The 18,010-nt window shown below is 65.2% G+C and carries 16 protein-coding genes; 7 read left to right on the top strand and 9 right to left on the bottom strand.

Annotated elements, in window-relative coordinates:
• Window positions 1–14 precede the first annotated feature (14 nt).
• The 6 genes from JL811_RS06415 to JL811_RS06390 all read right to left on the bottom strand — a co-directional run bounded on the left by JL811_RS06415 (window position 15) and on the right by JL811_RS06390 (window position 7,736).
• Entirely contained in the window at window positions 15–2,186 is a 2,172-nt protein-coding gene (locus JL811_RS06415; RefSeq protein WP_202687661.1) for an autotransporter outer membrane beta-barrel domain-containing protein, read from the bottom strand.
• A 454-nt stretch (window positions 2,187–2,640) separates the two neighbouring features.
• Entirely contained in the window at window positions 2,641–3,930 is a 1,290-nt protein-coding gene (locus JL811_RS06410; RefSeq protein WP_202687660.1) for a TRAP transporter large permease, read from the bottom strand.
• A complete protein-coding gene (locus JL811_RS06405) occupies window positions 3,918–4,430 on the bottom strand; it encodes a TRAP transporter small permease (RefSeq protein WP_202687659.1) in 513 nt (170 codons plus the stop codon). Before JL811_RS06405 ends, JL811_RS06410 begins: the two co-directional genes overlap by 13 nt.
• 65 nt (window positions 4,431–4,495) lie before the next feature.
• A complete protein-coding gene (locus JL811_RS06400) occupies window positions 4,496–5,497 on the bottom strand; it encodes a TRAP transporter substrate-binding protein (RefSeq protein WP_202687658.1) in 1,002 nt (333 codons plus the stop codon).
• Window positions 5,498–5,553: 56 nt separating this feature from the next.
• The gene (locus JL811_RS06395; protein WP_202687657.1) at window positions 5,554–6,774 is read right to left on the bottom strand and encodes a CaiB/BaiF CoA transferase family protein; all 1,221 of its coding nucleotides are present in this window, start codon (window positions 6,772–6,774) and stop codon (window positions 5,554–5,556) included.
• Window positions 6,771–7,736: a hydroxymethylglutaryl-CoA lyase gene (locus tag JL811_RS06390; RefSeq protein ID WP_202687656.1), complete on the bottom strand. Its 966-nt coding sequence runs from the start codon at window positions 7,734–7,736 to the stop codon at window positions 6,771–6,773. The genes JL811_RS06395 and JL811_RS06390 overlap by 4 nt, the downstream gene beginning before the upstream one ends.
• Before the next feature lie 94 nt (window positions 7,737–7,830).
• Here JL811_RS06390 and JL811_RS06385 point away from each other — a divergent pair, with 94 nt between their 5' ends.
• Entirely contained in the window at window positions 7,831–8,583 is a 753-nt protein-coding gene (locus JL811_RS06385; RefSeq protein WP_202687655.1) for an FCD domain-containing protein, read from the top strand.
• Between the two features lie 45 nt (window positions 8,584–8,628).
• Here the strand turns inward: JL811_RS06385 and JL811_RS06380 are convergent, their stop codons facing one another.
• Together JL811_RS06380 and JL811_RS06375 are read right to left on the bottom strand one after the other, a co-directional pair.
• Entirely contained in the window at window positions 8,629–10,299 is a 1,671-nt protein-coding gene (locus tag JL811_RS06380; protein WP_202687654.1) for an alpha/beta hydrolase, read from the bottom strand.
• Window positions 10,300–10,391: 92 nt separating this feature from the next.
• Complete coding sequence (locus tag JL811_RS06375; RefSeq protein ID WP_202687653.1) at window positions 10,392–10,712, bottom strand: DUF2218 domain-containing protein; 321 nt, start codon at window positions 10,710–10,712, stop codon at window positions 10,392–10,394.
• A 123-nt stretch (window positions 10,713–10,835) separates the two neighbouring features.
• Between JL811_RS06375 and JL811_RS06370 the strand changes: the two genes are divergently transcribed.
• The 4 genes from JL811_RS06370 to JL811_RS06355 are packed head-to-tail and all read left to right on the top strand — an operon-like array spanning window position 10,836 to window position 14,357.
• Window positions 10,836–11,735, top strand: a complete 900-nt coding sequence (locus tag JL811_RS06370) for a siderophore ABC transporter substrate-binding protein (RefSeq protein ID WP_202687652.1) — start codon at window positions 10,836–10,838, stop codon at window positions 11,733–11,735.
• A gap of 36 nt (window positions 11,736–11,771) precedes the next feature.
• A complete protein-coding gene (locus tag JL811_RS06365; protein WP_420496770.1) occupies window positions 11,772–12,671 on the top strand; it encodes an ABC transporter permease in 900 nt (299 codons plus the stop codon).
• Window positions 12,664–13,605 carry an iron chelate uptake ABC transporter family permease subunit gene (locus JL811_RS06360; RefSeq protein WP_202687650.1) on the top strand — a complete coding sequence of 314 codons (942 nt, stop codon included), beginning with the start codon at window positions 12,664–12,666 and terminating at the stop codon, window positions 13,603–13,605. Before JL811_RS06365 ends, JL811_RS06360 begins: the two co-directional genes overlap by 8 nt.
• Window positions 13,602–14,357 (top strand): iron ABC transporter ATP-binding protein, encoded by a 756-nt coding sequence (locus JL811_RS06355; RefSeq protein ID WP_202687649.1) that lies wholly within the window; start codon window positions 13,602–13,604, stop codon window positions 14,355–14,357. Before JL811_RS06360 ends, JL811_RS06355 begins: the two co-directional genes overlap by 4 nt.
• A gap of 57 nt (window positions 14,358–14,414) precedes the next feature.
• Here the strand turns inward: JL811_RS06355 and JL811_RS06350 are convergent, their stop codons facing one another.
• Window positions 14,415–14,942, bottom strand: coding sequence for a hypothetical protein (locus tag JL811_RS06350; RefSeq protein ID WP_202687648.1), 528 nt, complete (start codon window positions 14,940–14,942; stop codon window positions 14,415–14,417).
• Window positions 14,943–15,268: 326 nt separating this feature from the next.
• On the opposite strand from JL811_RS06350, the gene JL811_RS06345 reads away from it, so the two are divergent.
• Both JL811_RS06345 and JL811_RS06340 read left to right on the top strand, forming a co-directional pair.
• Entirely contained in the window at window positions 15,269–17,266 is a 1,998-nt protein-coding gene (locus tag JL811_RS06345; protein ID WP_202687647.1) for a TonB-dependent receptor plug domain-containing protein, read from the top strand.
• Window positions 17,267–17,453: 187 nt separating this feature from the next.
• Window positions 17,454–18,005, top strand: coding sequence for a histidine phosphatase family protein (locus JL811_RS06340; protein WP_202687646.1), 552 nt, complete (start codon window positions 17,454–17,456; stop codon window positions 18,003–18,005).
• Window positions 18,006–18,010: the final 5 nt, after the last annotated feature.

Here is an 18,010-nt window from a genome sequence, read left to right as displayed (position 1 = left end):
AGGGCAGGACAGGGTCAGAACCGGACGCTGATCCCCGCGCCAAGCCGCGCCTGCGCGCCGCCCCGATGCCCGATCCGGCCATCCAGCGACAGCCAGCTGACCGCCTGCGGGGAAAGCTGCATCTGTGCCGAAAGGCCGATCCGGCCAAAGGATTTGTCGAAATCCGCCCCGGCCACCGCGCGCGTCGTGCCTGCGCTGTCGACGATCATCGCCATAGACGGGCGCCCCTCGGCCAGTTCGCGCACATAGCGCAGATCCGCAGACAACGTGACCGGCCTGCCCGCAAGCGTGACCTTGCGGGTCATCTGTCCGCCCAGTTGCAGTTCGATGCTTTCGAAATCCAGCTTGCCATAGCTGACCGCCCGGCGGGCGGTGCCCTCACTGTGACCGCCAATGCGCGTCCGGCTGTAGTCGATCCCGAAGACCGGGCCATAGCTGAAATCGGAGTTGGGGCGGAAGACATGGCCGCCCTGCAGGCTGGCATTCAGCGTATAGGCATGGGTATCGACATCGAAGGATTCCTGCAGGAATTCATATCCCAGACCTGAGACCATCGCGAAGTTCCGCACCCCCGACAGGCGCGATTTCGAGAAACCGACCCCGGCCACGACCCACGTGCCACCGCGCTGCCATGCGGCATCCAGCCCGGCCGAAACCGTCTCGGCGGAGATGTCGCCGCCATGCCGCAGGTCACTGTTGCTGCGCTGCAGGCTGATCGTGCCCCCGAAGCTGAGATCGGCACTGTGCTGCCAGACGCCCCCGACATGCGCGGTCAATGACGCGACATCGCCCGCGCCATGGGCCGAACCGCCCTCGGCCCGCGCGGCCCCCTGCACCGTCACGGTCGGGGTAAAGCGCCCGGTTTCCGCCGGTGCGGCAAGACGCCCCCGTGCTGCGCGCAACCGATGGGCGTTCAGGGTGTCCTGCTGCGCGATGACGATATCGGCCATCTGCGCCACGATCCCGCCCGCACTTTGCGCCGAGGCCAAGAGGTCATCGCCGCTGGATTCGGCGGCGATCAGGTTCAGCAGGAAACTGGCCACCCGTTGCAGGGCAAAGGCATCTTCGGCAGAAATGCCCATATCTTGTGCGGCAATCTCTCCTTCGGCAAACAGCAGCGGATCAAGCCCTGTCGTTTCCCCGAACAGCGTCAGCGCGCTGAGATAGGAGCCGTATTTGCTGGCATGGGTGCCATCCTCGAACCACAGGTCAACGCTGCCTGTCGCCTCGGCCTCATTGGCCCAGAAATCCCGTGCAGCCACGCCCGACTGCACGGCGGACAGAAAGGCCTGACCAACCGGAGCGATCCCCTCATAGCTGGTCGAACCCTGTTGCAGCGCGTAATCGAAGGCGTCCTGATAGCCCGCGACCAGTTCGGCGGTGATTTCCTCCAGCGTGTCGTAATGGGTTTCGGTCGATTGGGTATCCAGCCATGACACCGAACCGTCGCTGTCGTCGCGGACCGTGTCAAAGGCGCCATGGATCAGATTGGGTCGCGCCCATGTCTGATAAAGATACACCTGCGTGTCGCTGCTGGCATTGGGGTTCACATATTCGCCCCGGCTGCGGCTGCAGGTCACGCGCGATGATCCTGCCGCCTCACAGGCGGCCTGACGTTCGTCGATGGTATCCCCGTCAAAGGAATCGCGGTCGCGCAATTCGCCGGTGCCTTCGGGCGATTTCACAAGGTTCTTGATCGCATCGGCATAATAGCGGAAGCCCTCGGGATCGGATCCCAGATCATGCCCGTGTTCATTGACCTTGCGCACCAGCGGATTGGCGCTTTGTTCCTGAAGCACCACCTTGTCCCAGGTCATCAGTTCCATATTGCCGCGCAGGTCCCAGTTGGCCGGATTGCTGTTCAGCAGATGCCCGCGCAGCGAGGCCGCGTTGCGGGTGGAGAGATAAACATTGTAGTCCAGCCCCGCCTGATCGGTCAGTTGCTTGAAGATGCCCGGCACGCCGCCCCATGGATGCGGTTCAAAGGCGTGGCTGCCAGTCAGGTCGGTGAATGTGCCCCCCCGCTCGGGTGAGGTCAGGTCGGTCACATTGCCGGAATTGTAACTCATCGCCGGGTCGGTGCGCCCGAAAGTGTAGCTGTTGCCGATGAACAGCATGTTGACGGGTTCGGCGGCCAGTGACAGCGGCGCCAGCCCTGCCAGAACGGCTGCGGATATACGGATCATGTCTGTCTCCTCCAAAACTCGATAGATGCCCCACCCGCATGGATGGCGGCGAATGCGCGCTGCCCGGCCTTTCGTGACCTATCTTGCAGGGCAGATTGTGTCGGTTTCTCCTCCTTGAAACGCCGTCCTGTCGTCTGCTCCGGCCCACTTATGGGGGCGAAAATCACGTTCAGGTTGTCGTCTGGATTTGTGACACATGATTTTGTGCAATTGACGCAAGGGCATTTCCGGCCCTCCGCACAATTGCAGAAGGGTGATGACCGGGCATTGGGTGGGATCGGTAGCATCGCTTTTCGATCATGTTCCGATTTCCGCCCAAGCGGGCCCTGCCCGGCTGCTTCAGGACAACCCGAGGGCAAGGCTCGCCTCCTGCGCAGGGCCGGATCAAAACCACAAAGGCCCTGCCGGGTCGGGCAGGGCCTTTTTCAGTCGCACTTTGCCGTCAGCCGCCCGGTCAGCCGAACCGTTCAGGCAGGAAGGTCACCAGACCGGGAAAGAAAACCAGCAGCAGGACCACCACCAGGACCGGGATCAGGAAGGGCAGCACCGCCATCGCCACCCGTTCAAAGGGCATTCCGGTAATTTCGACCAGCACGAACAGCACATTGCCGAAGGGCGGCGTGATGACCCCGCAGGACAGGGTCAGCACCATGATGACACCGAAATAGACCGGGTCGATGCCCAGGGACTGGATCGTCAGCATGAAGATCGGGGTGAAGATCAGGATCGCCTCGACCACGCTCATGAAACAGCCGACCAGCAGGAAGAACACCACCATGGCCAGCATCAGCATCGTCGGGTTCAGATCCAGCCCCGTCATCAGCATGGCCAGTTCCTGCGGCAGGCGCAGCCGCACCAGCAGCCAGCCATAGAAGGTGGCGATGCCGATGATAAAGAGGATGATCGCAGAGAACCGCACGGTGCTGGCCAGCACGTCCATCAGTCCTGCCCATGTCAGTTCGCGGTAAACCACTGCGCCCAGAAACAGCGCGTAAAGACAGGCAATCGCCCCGGCCTCGGTCGGGGTGAAGATCCCGCTCCAGATGCCGCCGACGATGATCAGCGGCGTCAGCAGCGGCGGCAGCGCCCGCCCGAAAAGCTGCACCAGTTCAGGCAGTTTCGGGCGCGGGGTGGTGGGCATGTCATAGCGGTAGGACAGCGCGAAACACATGACCATGAAGGCCAGCCCGATCATGACACCCGGCAAAAGCCCCGCAATGAACATCTTTGCAATCGAAGTGTTGGACTGCCAGCCATAGACCACCAGCGCAATTGAGGGCGGGATCATCGGCGATATGATCGACGAGGCCCCGGTGATTCCCACCGAAAACGCCCCCGGATAGCCGCGTTCCTTCATCGCCTTGAGTTCAAGCTGCCCCAGCCCCGCCACATCGGCAACAGCGGTCGAGGACATGCCGGAAAACATCATCGAGGCCAGCACATTGACATGGCCCAGCCCGCCCCGGATCGACCCGACAAGGCCATTGGCGAAATTGAAGATCCGCCCGGCCACCGTGCCGACATTCATCAGGGCGGCGGCAAAGATGAAGAAAGGGATTGCAAGGATCGGGAAATTGTTCAGCCCGCGCAGCATCTGGATCGCGAACAGTTCCGCGGGGATCGCGGTGATCCCGTCGCGGATCACCAGAACCGCAAGACAGGTCAGCCCGATGCCCACGGCAATCGGCACACCGATGGCAAACAGAAACACCATCAGCCCAAAGAAGATGATCAGGTATTCCATTCGGCCTCCGTGGCGTAATCCGGCAGCACGGAGCGGTCACCGGTGAACAGTCGGAACAGGAAGATCAGGCTGAACGCGATCATCGAGCCCAGACCCACGACCAGCGCCAGATAAAGCCAGCGAAAGCTGATCCCCAGCGCCGTGGTCGAATTGTTGGCGCTGACCTCCATCATGGACAGCGCGCCCCAGAAGGCGACGGCAAACAGCAGGACCGAAAGCGCCTCGATCACCGCGCAGAACACGGCCAGCCAGCGGCGATTCAGCCGCCGCAAGACAAGGTCGATCATCAGATGGCGGCGCTGGTGCCAGGCGGCGGCCGATCCGGTCAGCACCATCCAGGCCATCAGCCCTGCGCCGACCTCTTCGGACCATGCGACAGGCAGGCGGAACACCTGCCGCCCGATCACCGACCAGGCGATCACACCGACCATGCCCATCATCATCGCCATGGCGGAAAGTTCCAGAATCCGGGCCCAGCCGGATTCGATTCTGGTCAGCATCGGCGCGCTCCATCCTGAAAGGGGCCCGCCGCGCACAAGGCACGCGGCGGGCCGGGCATATGCCGTCAGCGCGTGGCGGCGATGGCAGCCTCGATATCGGTCGTCACACCATCGGCCATTTCCGACAGGATGCGGTCCACCGCCGGGCGGGCCGTCTCACGGAAGGGGGCCTGATCGACGTCGATGAAGGTCATGCCGTTCTTGATAAGCTCGGCCCGGTAGAAATCATCGGCCTCGGCCTCGACGGTGAAGCCATGGCTGCGCGCGGCTTCCACCGCCTCGGTGATCAGCGCCTGATCTTCAGCCGACAGCCCGTCCCACCAGCGCGCGGACGCCACCCAATGCCAGGGGAAGGACAGATGCGCGGTGGTGATGATGTATTTCTGCACCTCCCACATCTGGCGGGTATAGGGCGAGGCAAGGCTGTTCTCATGCGCCTCGACCTGACCCGTGCGCATCGCGAAATAGATATCGGGCGCGGGGATGACCACGGGCTGCACACCCAGTTCGCCCCAGACATCCAGCCAGATCGGGATCTGCGGCAGACGCATGGTCAGGCCCTTCAGATCCTCGGGCGTGTTGATCTCCCGGTTTGAGGTCATGTGCCGGAAGGCGCGCATCTGCGGACCAAGATAGACGATGTTGCCCTGCTCGCGCGCCTTGGCCTGAATGGCCTTGCCCGAGTCGGTGTTCATCATGAAATGTTCAACCGCATTCCAGTCAGGAAAGACGAAGGGCACCGAAACCGCGTCCAGTTCCGGGGCATATTGGTTCATGAACAGCCCGCCGGTCAGCGACATCTGGGTCTGCCCCAGATTGAGCAGTTCCAGAACATCCACCTCGGACCCCAACTGCCCGCCCAGATAAGGGACAATATCGAAACGGCCCGGGGCGCGTTCCTCAAGAAACTCGGAAAAGCGCTGCAGGGCGGCATCTTCGGATCCGCCCGCGCTCATGGTGTTATGCACCTCGATCGTGGTCTGGGCCGTTGCCGGCAGCACCGCCATGCAACTGATCGCAGCCGAAGCCAGAATACCGCCAATCGCGGTCCTCAGGGTCTTGGTCATTCGGGGTCCTCCTTCCCGTTGTGCAGTACCCGGCTCCTCTCCGGACTGCGGTTCTGTCATGTCTTGCCTGCCCCGGCCCGGGCCGACAGGGCCGCGCGCAGGGGCGTCAGGATCTCGTCATTATGTTCGCCCAGCCGGGGCGCGGGCAGCCGCGCCTCGCAGGGGGTTTCGGACAGCTTGACCGGAAAGCCCAGCATCCGCACCGTGCCGTGGCCGGGATGGGGCAGGTCAATCACCATCTCCTGCGCCTGCACCTGCGGATCCTCCAGCGCCTCACGCAGGTTCTGCACCTTGCCCGAGGGCACGCCCGCCGCGTTCAGCCGGTCGATCCAGCTTGCCTGACTGTCGGTCGCCATGCGCGCGTCGATCAGCGCGTTCAACTCATCCCGCCGGGCAAAGCGTTTCGGATTGGTGTCGAAACGCGGATCCTCCAGCAGCATTTCCAGATCCAGCGCCCGCAGGAACCGACGCAGGATGATGTCATTCGAAGGTGCCACAGCCACCTCGCCATCTGACGCACGGAACAGCCCGTAAGGGGCGACCAGCGGATGATCGTTGCCGGTGCGTTCCGGCAGCGCCCCGGTCATCAGATGTTCCGAGGCCAGATAGGCCATGAAGGACAGGATACCGTTCAGCATCGCGGATTCGACATGCTGGCCCCGGCCGTTCAGATCGCGGGCGCGCAGCGCGCTGACGATGCCGAAGGCGGTATAAAGACCCGCCACCAGATCGGTAATCGGCTGGCCACTGCGCAGGGGCGGCTGATCGGCGCGCCCGTTCACGCTCATGAATCCGCTCATCGCCTGCGTGATGAAATCGAAGGCGGGGCGGTCGATATAGGGGCCGGTGCTGCCATAGCCATTGACCGAGGCGCTGACGAGGCGCGGGTTCAGATCGGCCAGAACCTTTGGCCCGAAGCCCATTTTCGCCATGACGCCGGGGCGGAAATTTTCCACCAGCACATCCGCGCCCCGGATCAGTTCGGCCAGCAGCGCCTTGTCGCCCGCATCCCGCAGGTCCAGTTCCACCGATTTCTTGTTGCGGTTGAAGGAGGCGAAATACCAGCTCAGCCCATCCTTGATACCGCCCTGAGCGCGCACCGGATCCCCCTGCCCGGGGGGTTCGATCTTGATGACCTCGGCCCCCATATCGCCCAGCAGCATCGAACAAAACGGCCCCGACAGAACCCTTGTCAGATCGACAACCCGGATACCCTGAAGCGGCTTTTGCAGTCCTGTGCCCTGCGTTTCCGTGCTGTCTTGTTGTGCAATCGTCATCCGCAGGCTGTCCTTACCTCATCCATGGCGGCGGTCTGCAGCCGGGGGCCGGCCTTCATCACTTGCCCTGCCAGCTCATGTCCGATGATCGCCTCCACAGCACGCGCCACGTCGCACAGCGCGTCAAGGTCGATCCCCGTCTCGATGCCGCATTCATGCAGCAGATAGACCAGATCCTCGGTGCTGATATTGCCGGTCGCGCGCGGCACGAAGGGGCAGCCCCCCAGCCCGGCGACCGAGGATTCGTAAATGTCGATCCCCTCGGCGAGCCCCGCCATGACATTGGCCAGCCCCACACCGCGCGTGTTGTGGAAATGCAGCGCGATTTCCAGGTCCGGCAGTTCAGCGCGCAAGCTGCGCACCCGTTCGGCCACCAGCGGCGGGGTGGCAACCCCGGTCGTGTCGCCCAGCGTGATATGGCGGATGCCCAGATCGTGGTAAGCCCGCGCCACCATCAAGACGCTTTCGACCGGCACCTCCCCCTCGAATGGGCAGCCGAAACTGGTGGCGATGGCGCCCTGCATCGGGATGCCCGCCGCATCCGCGATATCGCGCACCTGTGCCAGACCTTCCAATGATGCCGCGCGGGTCCGGTTCAGGTTCTTCAGGTTATGGCTTTCCGATGCCGAGACAAAGACCACCATCGCGCCGATCCCGGCCGCCGCTGCAGCCTCGGCTCCCTTGGCATTGGGCACCAGCGCGGTCAGTTTCACACCGGGGGGATGTCCGAGGGCTGCCAGCAATTCCGCCCCGTCGCGCAGTTGCGGAACAGCGCGGGGGGAGACGAAAGACGTTGCCTCAAACTCCCGCAGGCCCGCTGCGATCAGCCCTTTCAGAACACCCAGCTTGGCCTCGGTCGGAATCCATTCCGCCTGCGACTGAAACCCGTCCCGGGTGCCGACCTCAACCACCCTGACGCGCCGCGGAAAGGCCGCGCCGTTTTGCCCGAATTGATAGATCATGAGGGTCCGGCCTCCCCGACGGATGGTTTTGACGGATGACCCGTCGGGTGGTATACCAATCGGGTACACCGGTCAACGCGAAAGGGTCGCCAGCGTGCCAACCGATGACCAGAACCGGCGCAGTCCGCAGGCAGCGGATGCCGCAACACATTCCGGCAGGACAAGGCCCGACCGCCCGGCAGACCGGGCCGAGGATGTCTATGCAAGTCTGCGGCAGGCGATCCTTGTGATGGATCTGATGCCGGGTGAGGCGCTGTCGGAACGCGCGCTGGAGGGACTGCTGGGATCGTCCCGCACCCCGATCCGCGAGGCGCTGTTGCGGCTTGAGGTCGAGGGGCTGGTGACCCGGTCAGGGCGCAGCCTGCGCGTCACTGCGCTGGAACTGTCGGCCGTGCTGGAAGCCTTCGAATATCGCGAATTCATCGAGGCCGCCGTGGCGCAACTGGCCAGCCAGCGCGCCACCCCCGAGGGGATCGCGCGCATTCAGGCCGTGCTGGACCAAAGCCGCACCCGCGACGACACGGCAAGCTGGTTCGCCATCGGCACCGATTTCCATGTCATGCTGGCGGGCCTGTCGGGCAACGGATTTCTGGTCCGGGCGATGACCGATATCCTGACCCGGATCGAGCGCGCGCGCTGGATCATGTGCTCGCTGCCCTCGGCCCGGTCCGAGGCCTATGCCGAACACAGCCAGATCCTGCGACTGGTGGCCGAAGGCCGCGCGGATGAGGCCGCAGCGGCGCTGGTCGCCCATGGGCGCGGCCTGCGTGACATCCTGTCCGAGGCGCTGTCGCAACAGCGGCTGGGCCTGCGTGGACGCGGGGCCGGGATCGGCCCGGGAACCTGATGCACGACCGGAAAGCGGGAAAGGGCGGCGGTTCTGGGGCCGACCTCAGCGCGCGCGCAGATCGGCCAGATGCTCGATAAGTCTTGCCTCCTCCTCCCTGTTCCAGCCTTCGGGTGCAAGGGCTGCAGCCCAGGCCGGAATGTAATGACGGGCGACATAGTCATGGCCATGGCCCGGCACGCCAAGCGCCACCGCCATATCCACCCCGACCTGCAGCATGGTCACCAGCGGCACCCAGCGCATGCGCGGGGACAGATCAGGTGCGCGCCGCCCAGTCAGCCAGTCGGGGCGGCGCCAGCCCAGTGACCAGTCGAAAAACACGATGGGATCGCTGCCATAGTTCAGCATGACCAGCCGCATCGCGCCCCAGTCGGTGCGGAACTCGTCAAAGCCGGATTGCTGGTTTCCGGTGCGGATCAGCGACCCGTTGCCGAAAACCGGCCTCCAGGCCGGGCTGCCCGCCTCGCGCCGCGCCACGACCATGTTCCAGAAATCGCTCAGAAAGGGTGAACCCGCCCACATCGCCCCGGTGAAGGGGTCGCCCAGCACATCAAGGATCGGCACGGTTTCCTGCGACAGGAAGGCCCCCAGCGACAGGCCATGCAGATAAAGTTTCGGCCGGTCGTCGCGGGGCAGTTGCGTCCAGTGACCATAGACCAGATCAAAGATCGCCTGCGCCTCGGCCAGCCCATGCGTCGGATCGACCACGACCGACACCATGCTGGCAAGATAGCTGTATTGCACAGCCACTGTGGCGACATTGCCGCGCGCGATGTATTCCAGACTGTCCATCGCCCCGGGGTCAAGCCAGCCCGACCCGGTCGGTATCGCGATCACCAGCTTGTCGCGCGCGAAACCGCCGCTGCGCTGCAGTTCCGCAAAGGCAAGTTCGGCCCGCTCCTGCGGCGTGTCGGCGGCATTCAGCCCGACATAAACGCGGATCGGGTCCGGCGCAGGCTGGCCCCAATGGGCGCCGATCGTCGCCCCGTCAGGTCCCGAGGCAACATAGTTGCGCCCCCAGCGGCCCAGGTCTTCCCATGCGACAAGCGAGGCGGCGCTGCCGGATTTCCGGTCATCACCGGGCGGGGCCATCTCGGGCGGGATCATCGCATCGGCGGCCCGCGACGCGCTGTCGATCAGACGCAGCGAGGCCCGCAGCAGCACGCCGTTTACCAGCAGCCCGAAGATCGCAAGCGCGACCAGCAGCCCCAGCAGATTGGCCAGTTTCGGCGTCAGAAAGGCACGGCTGCGGCGGCTGAGCCGCAGAACGATCAGCCGGAAGGTCCGGCCCAGCAGCAACAGCAGCGCAAAGACCAGCGCCGCCATCGCCAGCACCGTGACCGGGGCGGAATCGTCACCCGGCGGCAGGTCCCAGGCGCGGCGGATGGAGTTCTGCCAGTCCACGCTGAGCCAAAGGCAGATGCCCGTCGCGGCCAGCGCTGCCGCCAGCGACAGGCGCGCGGCGATGCGGGCGGGGCGCGCGGGAAGCGGGCGCAGTTCCAACCATGCGCCCAAGAGGCCAAGCAGGAACCAGATGACATAGCCCAGCGCCGCGACGGCACCGCCCAGCACCCCCTGCAGGACCGGGCCGCGCGGAACCATCGAAGGCGTCAGTGCGAAACAGAAGAAGATCGCGGCCAGCACCAGCCCGCCCGCCCGCAGCCGGCCGAACATCACTGCCCCCATGGCCTGCGGCACGGGCAGCCCCCTCTTCATGCGATTGCCGGACCCGTCAGCCACAAGAATACCCCGCCATGGAAAGACGGATGATCCTTAACGAAAACGCGCGGCACTGTCAGCCGCAACTGTCAGGCGGCAGGGCTTTCGCCCGTCGGGCCATTGACGGGCGCCTGCCAGTCCAGACCGGTGAAAGCCTCTCGATGGGCGAAGGTCACCAGATGGACATCGACCACGAAACGCGTCTGGATCAGCCCCTTTGCATCGGCGGCGCTGGCCCGCACCGTCAAGGCCCCAGCCTCGGCGGCAAGCTCCACCAGACCGGGTTCAAGCGCCGCGCGGCCGGTGGTGTCGTCATGGCTCACCTCGGCCTTATGGGCGAAATGCTTGCAAAGTTGCTGAAGGTATTTCGAGGCATGGACGGTCGGATAACGGGCGGTCGAAACAAGCATCGGCAATTTCCTGACAGTTTTACATGGCGTATCCGCTGGACCAGCGGATCACAAGCGGTTAGTCCGGTTGCGTCCGCGTGCAGCCAGACTGTCAGCCACACGCCCGAACCGATCCGAGGCCCCATGCTGCACTTTGCCCGCCCTGCGGCCCTTCTGGCCTGCCTTGCGCTTTTTCCCCTGTCCGCTGTCGCCGATGAGGTGACGATCCGCACCGCAAGGGGCGATGTCACGCTGATGGCCGGGCCGGAGCGCATTGCCGTCCTGGACATCGCGGCACTGGATACGCTGACAGCCCTTGGCGTCACGGTGCAGGGGGTGCCGGACAGGCTTTACGTCGATTATCTCGACCCGGTCGCGGCACAGGCACGACCGGTCGGAACGCTGTTCGAACCGGATCTTGAGGCGCTGGCAGCACTTGACCCCGAACTGGTGATCGCGGGCGGGCGGTCCTCGACACGGATCGAGATGCTGACGGCGCTGGCGCCAACCATCGACATGACGATCTGGAAGGATGTGATGGCCGAGGGGCGGGACCGGATCGCGGCCTATGGGCTGCTGTTCGGGCGCGAGGACCGCGCCGCCGCGATGATCGCGGAACTGGATGCGAAACTGGCCGCGACCGCCGCCGCCGCGCAAGGCAAGGGGCGCGGCCTGATCCTGTCGGTCAACGGCCCCAAGATCTCGGCCTATGGCCGGGGATCGCGCTTTGGCTGGATCCATGACGCACTTGGCCTGCCCGAGGCGCGGGAAAATCTTGATGCGGCGGTGCATGGCGATGCGGTGTCCTTCGAATTCATCGCCGAGACAAACCCCGACTGGATTTTCGTCATCGACCGGTCCGCCGCGATCGGTGAGGACAGCATGGCCTCGGATGTGCTGGACAATCCGCTGGTCGCGCGCACGGTGGCGGCAGAGCGTGGTCAGATCATCTATCTGTCCTCCACCCCGGCCTATATCGCGGGGGGCGGCTTCACCTCGATGATGACGACGCTGGGGGAATTGCTGACCGCCTTTTCCCGGTAGGGTCCGTTGCGCCCGGTCCTGATCCTTTTGCTGCTGGTGCCGCTGGCCGGGGTCAGTGTGCTGACCGGGGTGGCCAGCGTTGCCGATGGCGACTTCCTGGTGCTGACCGTGTCGCGCCTGCCGCGCACCGCGGCGGTGATGCTGACCGGGGCCGCACTGGCCGTGGCAGGGGTGGTGATGCAGCAACTGGTGCGCAACCGCTTTGTCGAGCCGGGAACCACCGGCACGGGTGAGGCGGCGGCGCTTGGCCTTCTGGCGGTGACGCTGCTGGCCCCCGGCGCGGCGCTTTGGCTGCGGATGGGGGTTGCGACACTGGCGGGGCTGGCCGGAACGGCGCTGTTTCTGGCGATGATCCGCCGCCTGCCCCCGCAAGAGATGCTGCTGGTGCCGCTGGCCGGGCTGGTCTGGTCGGGCGTTCTGGGCGCGATGGTACTGCATATCGGCTGGCAGACCGACCTTCTGCAATATGTCTCGATCTGGATGATGACGGGCGAGTTTTCGGGCATCATCGCCGGGCGCTATGAATTGCTGTGGCTGGCGGGGCTGGCGGCGGGGCTGGCGCTGCTGGCGGCGGACCGGCTGGCCATTCTGGGGCTGGGCGACGGGGTGGCGCGCGGACTGGGGCTGAACCCTGCGGCGGTCATGCGGCTGGGTCTGGTGATCGTGGCGCTGGTCACGGCGCTGGTCATGGCGACGGTCGGGATGGTGCCCTTTCTGGGGCTGGTGGTGCCCAACATCGTCAGCCGCGTGATGGGCGACAACCTGCGCGCCAGCCTGCCGGTCACGGCACTTGGCGGGGCGGCGCTGCTGCTGGCCTGTGACATCATCGGGCGGCTGCTGATCCACCCTTACGAAATCCCGGTCGGGGCGGTGCTGGGGGTGGTCGGGGCAGTGCTGTTCCTGTGGCTGTTGTGGCGGGCGCCTGCCCATGGCTAGACCGCTGGTCCTTCTGACGCTTGCGCTGCTGCTGGCCTCGGGGCTTTACCTGCTGGCCGGGCTGGGGCCACGCTGGCAGTTCGTGCTGACATTGCGGGCCACACGGCTTGCGGGGCTGGTGCTGGTGGGTGTGGCGGTCGCAGTGGCGACAGTGCTGTTTCAGACCGTGGCCCGCAACCGCATCCTGACCCCGCAGATCATGGGGCTTGATGCGCTGTTCGTGCTGCTGCAAACGGCGCTGGTCGCAGGGCTGGGGCCGGTGGGCTTTGCCCTTCTGTCCGGTCCCGCCCGTTTCACGCTTGAGACATCGGCGCTGGTGCTGGCGGCGCTTTTGCTGTTCGGCACGCTGCTGGGGCGGGGGGCAAGCGACATTCCCCGCATGATTCTGACGGGTATCATTCTGGGCGTGCTGTTCCGTGCGCTTTCGGGGTTTCTGGCCCGGGTGATGGACCCGAATGCCTTTGCGGTGGTGCAGGCGGAATCGGCGGCCAGTTTCGGGCGGATCGAACCTGCGCTGCTGCCGGTCGCGGCGGCGGTGACGCTGGCGGTGGTCGTGGCCGCGCTGTGGCTTGCGCCGCGTCTGGATGTGCTGGCATTGGGGCGGGTGGCGGCGGTGTCGCTGGGCCTGCGCCATGACGAGATGGTGCTGGCGGTTCTGGCGCTGGTCGCCGTGCTGGTCGCGGTGGCAACGGCGCTGGTCGGGCCGCTGGCCTTTCTGGGGCTGATCGTCGTGGCGCTGGCCCGTCCGCTGGCGGGAAGCGACCGGCATCTGCCGCTCTTGGTGACGGCAATGCTGCTGGGCGCGCTGGTTCTGGTCGCGGGGCAGACAGTGTTCGAACGCGCACTTGGCCAGCAATCCACCCTGCCCGCGGTGGTCGAGTTTCTGGGCGGGCTGGTCTTTCTGGGCCTGCTGCTGAAAGGACGCATCCGATGATCGAGATGAACGGGGTTAACCACAGCATCGGCCGGGCGGCGATCCTGCAGGACATCACCGCGACGCTGCCACGCGGCAGGATCACCGCGCTGATCGGGCCGAACGGGGCGGGCAAGTCCACGCTTCTGTCGCTGATCGCGCGGCTTGAACCGGTTCAGCAAGGCCAGATCCGCGTCGAGGGGCTGGATATCGGGCAGTCCGACAGCCGCGAACTGGCACGTCGGCTGGCGATCCTGCCGCAGAACGCGGGCGTGATGAGCCGCCTGCGCGTCCGCGAGCTGGTGGGTTTCGGGCGCTGGCCGCATCATCAGGGCCGCCCCGGTCCCGCCGACCGCCGCAAGGTCGATGAGGCGATGGCCCGGCTGGCCCTGACCGATCTGGCCGACCGCTTTCTGGACCAGTTGTCAGGCGGGCAGCGCCAGCGGGCGCATCTGGCCATGACGCTTGCACAGGATACCGACTGGCTGTTGCTGGATGAACCGCTGGCGGCGCTGGACATGGCCCATGCCCGCGCCCTGATGGCCGAACTTGCAGCCTTGCGCGATGCCGGGCGCAGCGTGGTCATGGTGCTGCATGAGATCAACCATGCCGCCGCCTGGGCCGATCATGTGCTGGCAATGAAAGGCGGGCGCATCCATGCCGAAGGCACCCCCGCCGAGGTGTTCACGCCCGGAGTGCTGGAACCGCTTTACGACATGCCGCTGCGGATCGCCCAGTTCGAGGGCCGCCCGATGGTGCTGCATCATCTGTGACCGGCGGGCCGGAACGGGGCAGCAGTCCCTGCCCTGCCCCCTGCGGCGCGGCGGGCCTTAATGCACGATGCGCAGATGCCGGTGGGCCGGGGCGAAATGGGTCTGGCGCAGATCAGGCTGGTTGGCCTCATTGCCGCGCGTCGCGGGCCAGCGCGCGGCAAAGGCGAGCCCGGCCTGAACAAGCCCCGCCTCCATCCGCCCCCCGGTCAGTTCCAGCACCGCGCCGCGCGCAATATCGGTGCGGTCGCGCCGCATGGCCTGAACCATCCGCATGAAGGCCGCTTCACATCCGGTAGCCTGCATCCGGCACTGGATACACAAGGGATCGGTGAAGATGAAATCCTGCCGCCGCGCGCCGCGCAGGGCCTGCAACACCGGCAATAGGCCCATGGCGATCTGCGGTCCGCCCGCAAGGTCCCAGCGTTCGGTCGCCACACGGAAGGCCGATTGCCAAGCCTGCGATTCCGGGCGGGAAAAGGCCGTCAGGAAATGCCTCAGCACAGCCAGCAATCCGGTTTCGAACTCATCAAGGCCAAGGCTTGCAACCGGAACCGCATCGGCCGTGGGGGCTTGATCATGGGTCATGTCGCAGCCCTCCGCATCGCGCGGATGGCAGGTCGTGTCACGCGCAAGGCCGCCGTGGCACAAGGAATTTCCGGGTTCATGGTCACTCCTTTCCGCATGGGGCGATCTGGCGGAAGGCTTGATCGGAAATTTCTTATTGTTTTTGTCGCCTATTGGCAAGCCCCCCTGAATCCGCATCCTTCCCGGCGCTGTTGCAGCCTTGCCGCACGGCCTTGCCAGACAGGCCGCAGGCACGGGCCTACCGGTTGCGCGACCGGTGCTGCGGTGCTAACGCAGCCCCAGCAAGGCATAGCCCAGCCAGAAACCCCATCAATCCAGAGGTTTTCATGGCCCGGCCCCTTCCGCGGCGCATCCGCGCCTGTCTTGCATGTTCCACCATCGCCACCGGAGCCGCCCTTGCGCTGGCCGCACCCCCTGCGGCACTGGCTCAGGACTTCGACGAATCGACCCTTCTGGGCACGATTCTGCTGAACCCCGCGCTGATGCGCGCCGAAGATCCGGACGGCAATGCCGCTGACCGCGCCAACAGCCAGTATGTCGCCGAGGCAGAGCTGGACCGCGCCCGCATGGGCGATCTGAAGGATCTTTTCGCGGGCATCGCCTCGGTCTCGGTCGGGGGGGCGATTCCGGTCGCGCAGAAGATCTTCGTCAACGGCGTCGACATGCTGAACCTCGCCGTCAGCGTGGACGGGATCGGCCAGAACAACCGGCTGTTCCACCATGTCTCGGCCAATGCCTTCGATCCGGGACTGATGAAATCCGTCCGGGTCGATGCGGGTGCCGCGCCTGCCGATGCCGGCCCCCATGCAATGGCGGGTGCCGTTGTAATGGAAACCGTTGATCCGGGCGACATTCTGGACCCGGACCAGATGGTCGGCGGCAATGTGCGGCTGTCTTACGGTGACAATGGCCGCACCTTCGGGCGCTCGGCCACGCTGGCCGGGATGCATGAAGGCTTCGAATGGCTGGCCTATGGGAAACGCGCCACCGGTCGCGACTATGAAACCGGCGCGGGCACGGTGGTTGAGGGGAGTGCGGCCGATCTGACGACGACACTGCTGAAATTCGCCTATCAAAGCCCCGAGGGCCACCGGTTCGAACTGTCGGGCCAGCGGATGAAGGATGACGCCCTGCGCCCCTTCCGCGCGAATTTCATCTCGGACGGGCGGCCCTTCCCCTTGCGCCGCTATGACACGCGCCGCGATACGCTGGCCTTCAGCTATGAGAACGTGAATGCCAGCGGGATGTGGGATCCGAAAATCGTGATCGGCAAGTCGCGCGTCCGGCTGGGCGTCGATCAGCCGACCACCCCCGCCCTTGGCGTCAGCCGGGGTGACAATGAAACCCTGTCGGGCAAATTCGAGAACCGTTTCCATTTGGGAATGGGCACGGTCACGGCAGGGATCGACGCTTACGACCGCAACAGCACCTATAGCGACGATACCGAACCGGGGCTGACCGAATCCGCCCTCAATACCGGCCTTTATGCACAGGCCCGTCTGGACCCGACCGATGCGCTGTCGCTGTCCTTCGGCCTGCGGTGGGACCGGCAGGATTTCACCGGGATCAGCGGCTGGAGCGACGATTTCTCGGGGCTCAGCGGCAATGCCTCGGTCTCGTATGCGGTGAATGACAACCTGACGCTGCGCGGCGGCCTGTCCTCGGTCTTTGGCGGGCTGAGCATCGAGGACAATTTCATCTTCAACCCGGCCTGGGATTACAGCAGCCTGAAACCGGCGCGGGCCACGAATTACACGCTGGGCTTCGATTACCGCGCGGGCAATCTCGATCTGGGCGGCGAGGTCTTCCTGACCCGGATCGACAATGCGCGGATCAGCAGCTTCCGCGCCAATGCCAATGGCGATGCGGAAAGCCGGGGCTTCAATCTGGGGCTGGGCTACGGCTGGGATCAGGGCTATCTTCGGGCCAGCTATTCGCACAGCAAGGTCAAGGTGAACGGCGCGGGCGCCGACAGCTATGCAGCGCTTGATCTGGGTGCGCCTCTGGGCGGTGTCTTCTCGGTCGAGTTGCAGCACAATCCTGCAGGCAGCGATTTCACCTTCGGCGGCAGCATCGACGCGGCGACCCGCTACAGCGATGTCGAGGGGGACGCGGAACGGGAGCTTCCCGGCTATGCCGTGCTGAACCTTTTCGCCGAATATGCCTCCCCCTCGATCGCGGGGCTGGTGATCCGGGCCGAGGTCAACAACATCTTTGACAAGACCTATGCCGACCGCGCAACCTATGGGAGCGATTTCACCAGCATCACGCCCTTCTTTGAACCGGGCCGCACGGTGTCGCTGGTCGCGTCGATGAAGTTCTGACGGACCGGGAGGGGGCGCTGGCCCCTCTTTGGCTGCGCCAAATTCACCCCCCGGGATACTTGCGGACAGAAAAAGGAACAGGGCGGATCGCGGGTGGGCGCCCTGCGCGTTTTACGGTCCGCCCGGGCTGGAAAGACCCTGCCCCCGGGGCTAGAATCAAGCGCAGATCAGAGGGGGCCGAGAACCGATGCAGAAATTCCATTTCATCCGCCATGCGCAATCCCATCACAACGCCCTTGCCCGGCCCGGCGAACCCGATCCGATGGTGCGCGATGCTGCGCTGACCGATCTGGGGCACCGGCAGGCGCAGGCGCTTGGCGCGGAAATCGGCGATGCCGAGGGGATCGAGCTTGTCGTCATTTCGCCCTTCACCCGCACGATCCAGACCGGATTGCACGCCTTTACCGGATCGAAGGCGCCGAGGGTGATCCTTGACCTGCATCGCGAACATCTTGACAGCTATTGCGATGTCGGCAGCGACCCGGCGGCACTGGCGCAGAGCTTTCCCGATCTGGATTTCAGCCAGTTGAGAAACCCGTGGTGGTATGTCGATCCCGCCTCGGACGCGCCCTATGCCAAGGAACCGCCCGAAATGCTGGCCGAGCGGGTCGGGGCCTTTGCGGCATGGCTGAAGGCGCGACCGGAACAGACCATCGCGGTTGTCAGCCATGGCACCTTCCTGTGGCATCTGACGGGGCATCGCTTTGCCAATGCCGAACGCCTGATCGCAGGTCTTTAGGGGGT

The sequence above is a fragment of the Szabonella alba genome, from assembly GCF_016765775.1.
GTDB lineage: Bacteria > Pseudomonadota > Alphaproteobacteria > Rhodobacterales > Rhodobacteraceae > Szabonella > Szabonella alba.
Note: the sequence above shows the minus strand (reverse complement) of the source record. Positions and strands in the feature narration are given on the sequence as shown.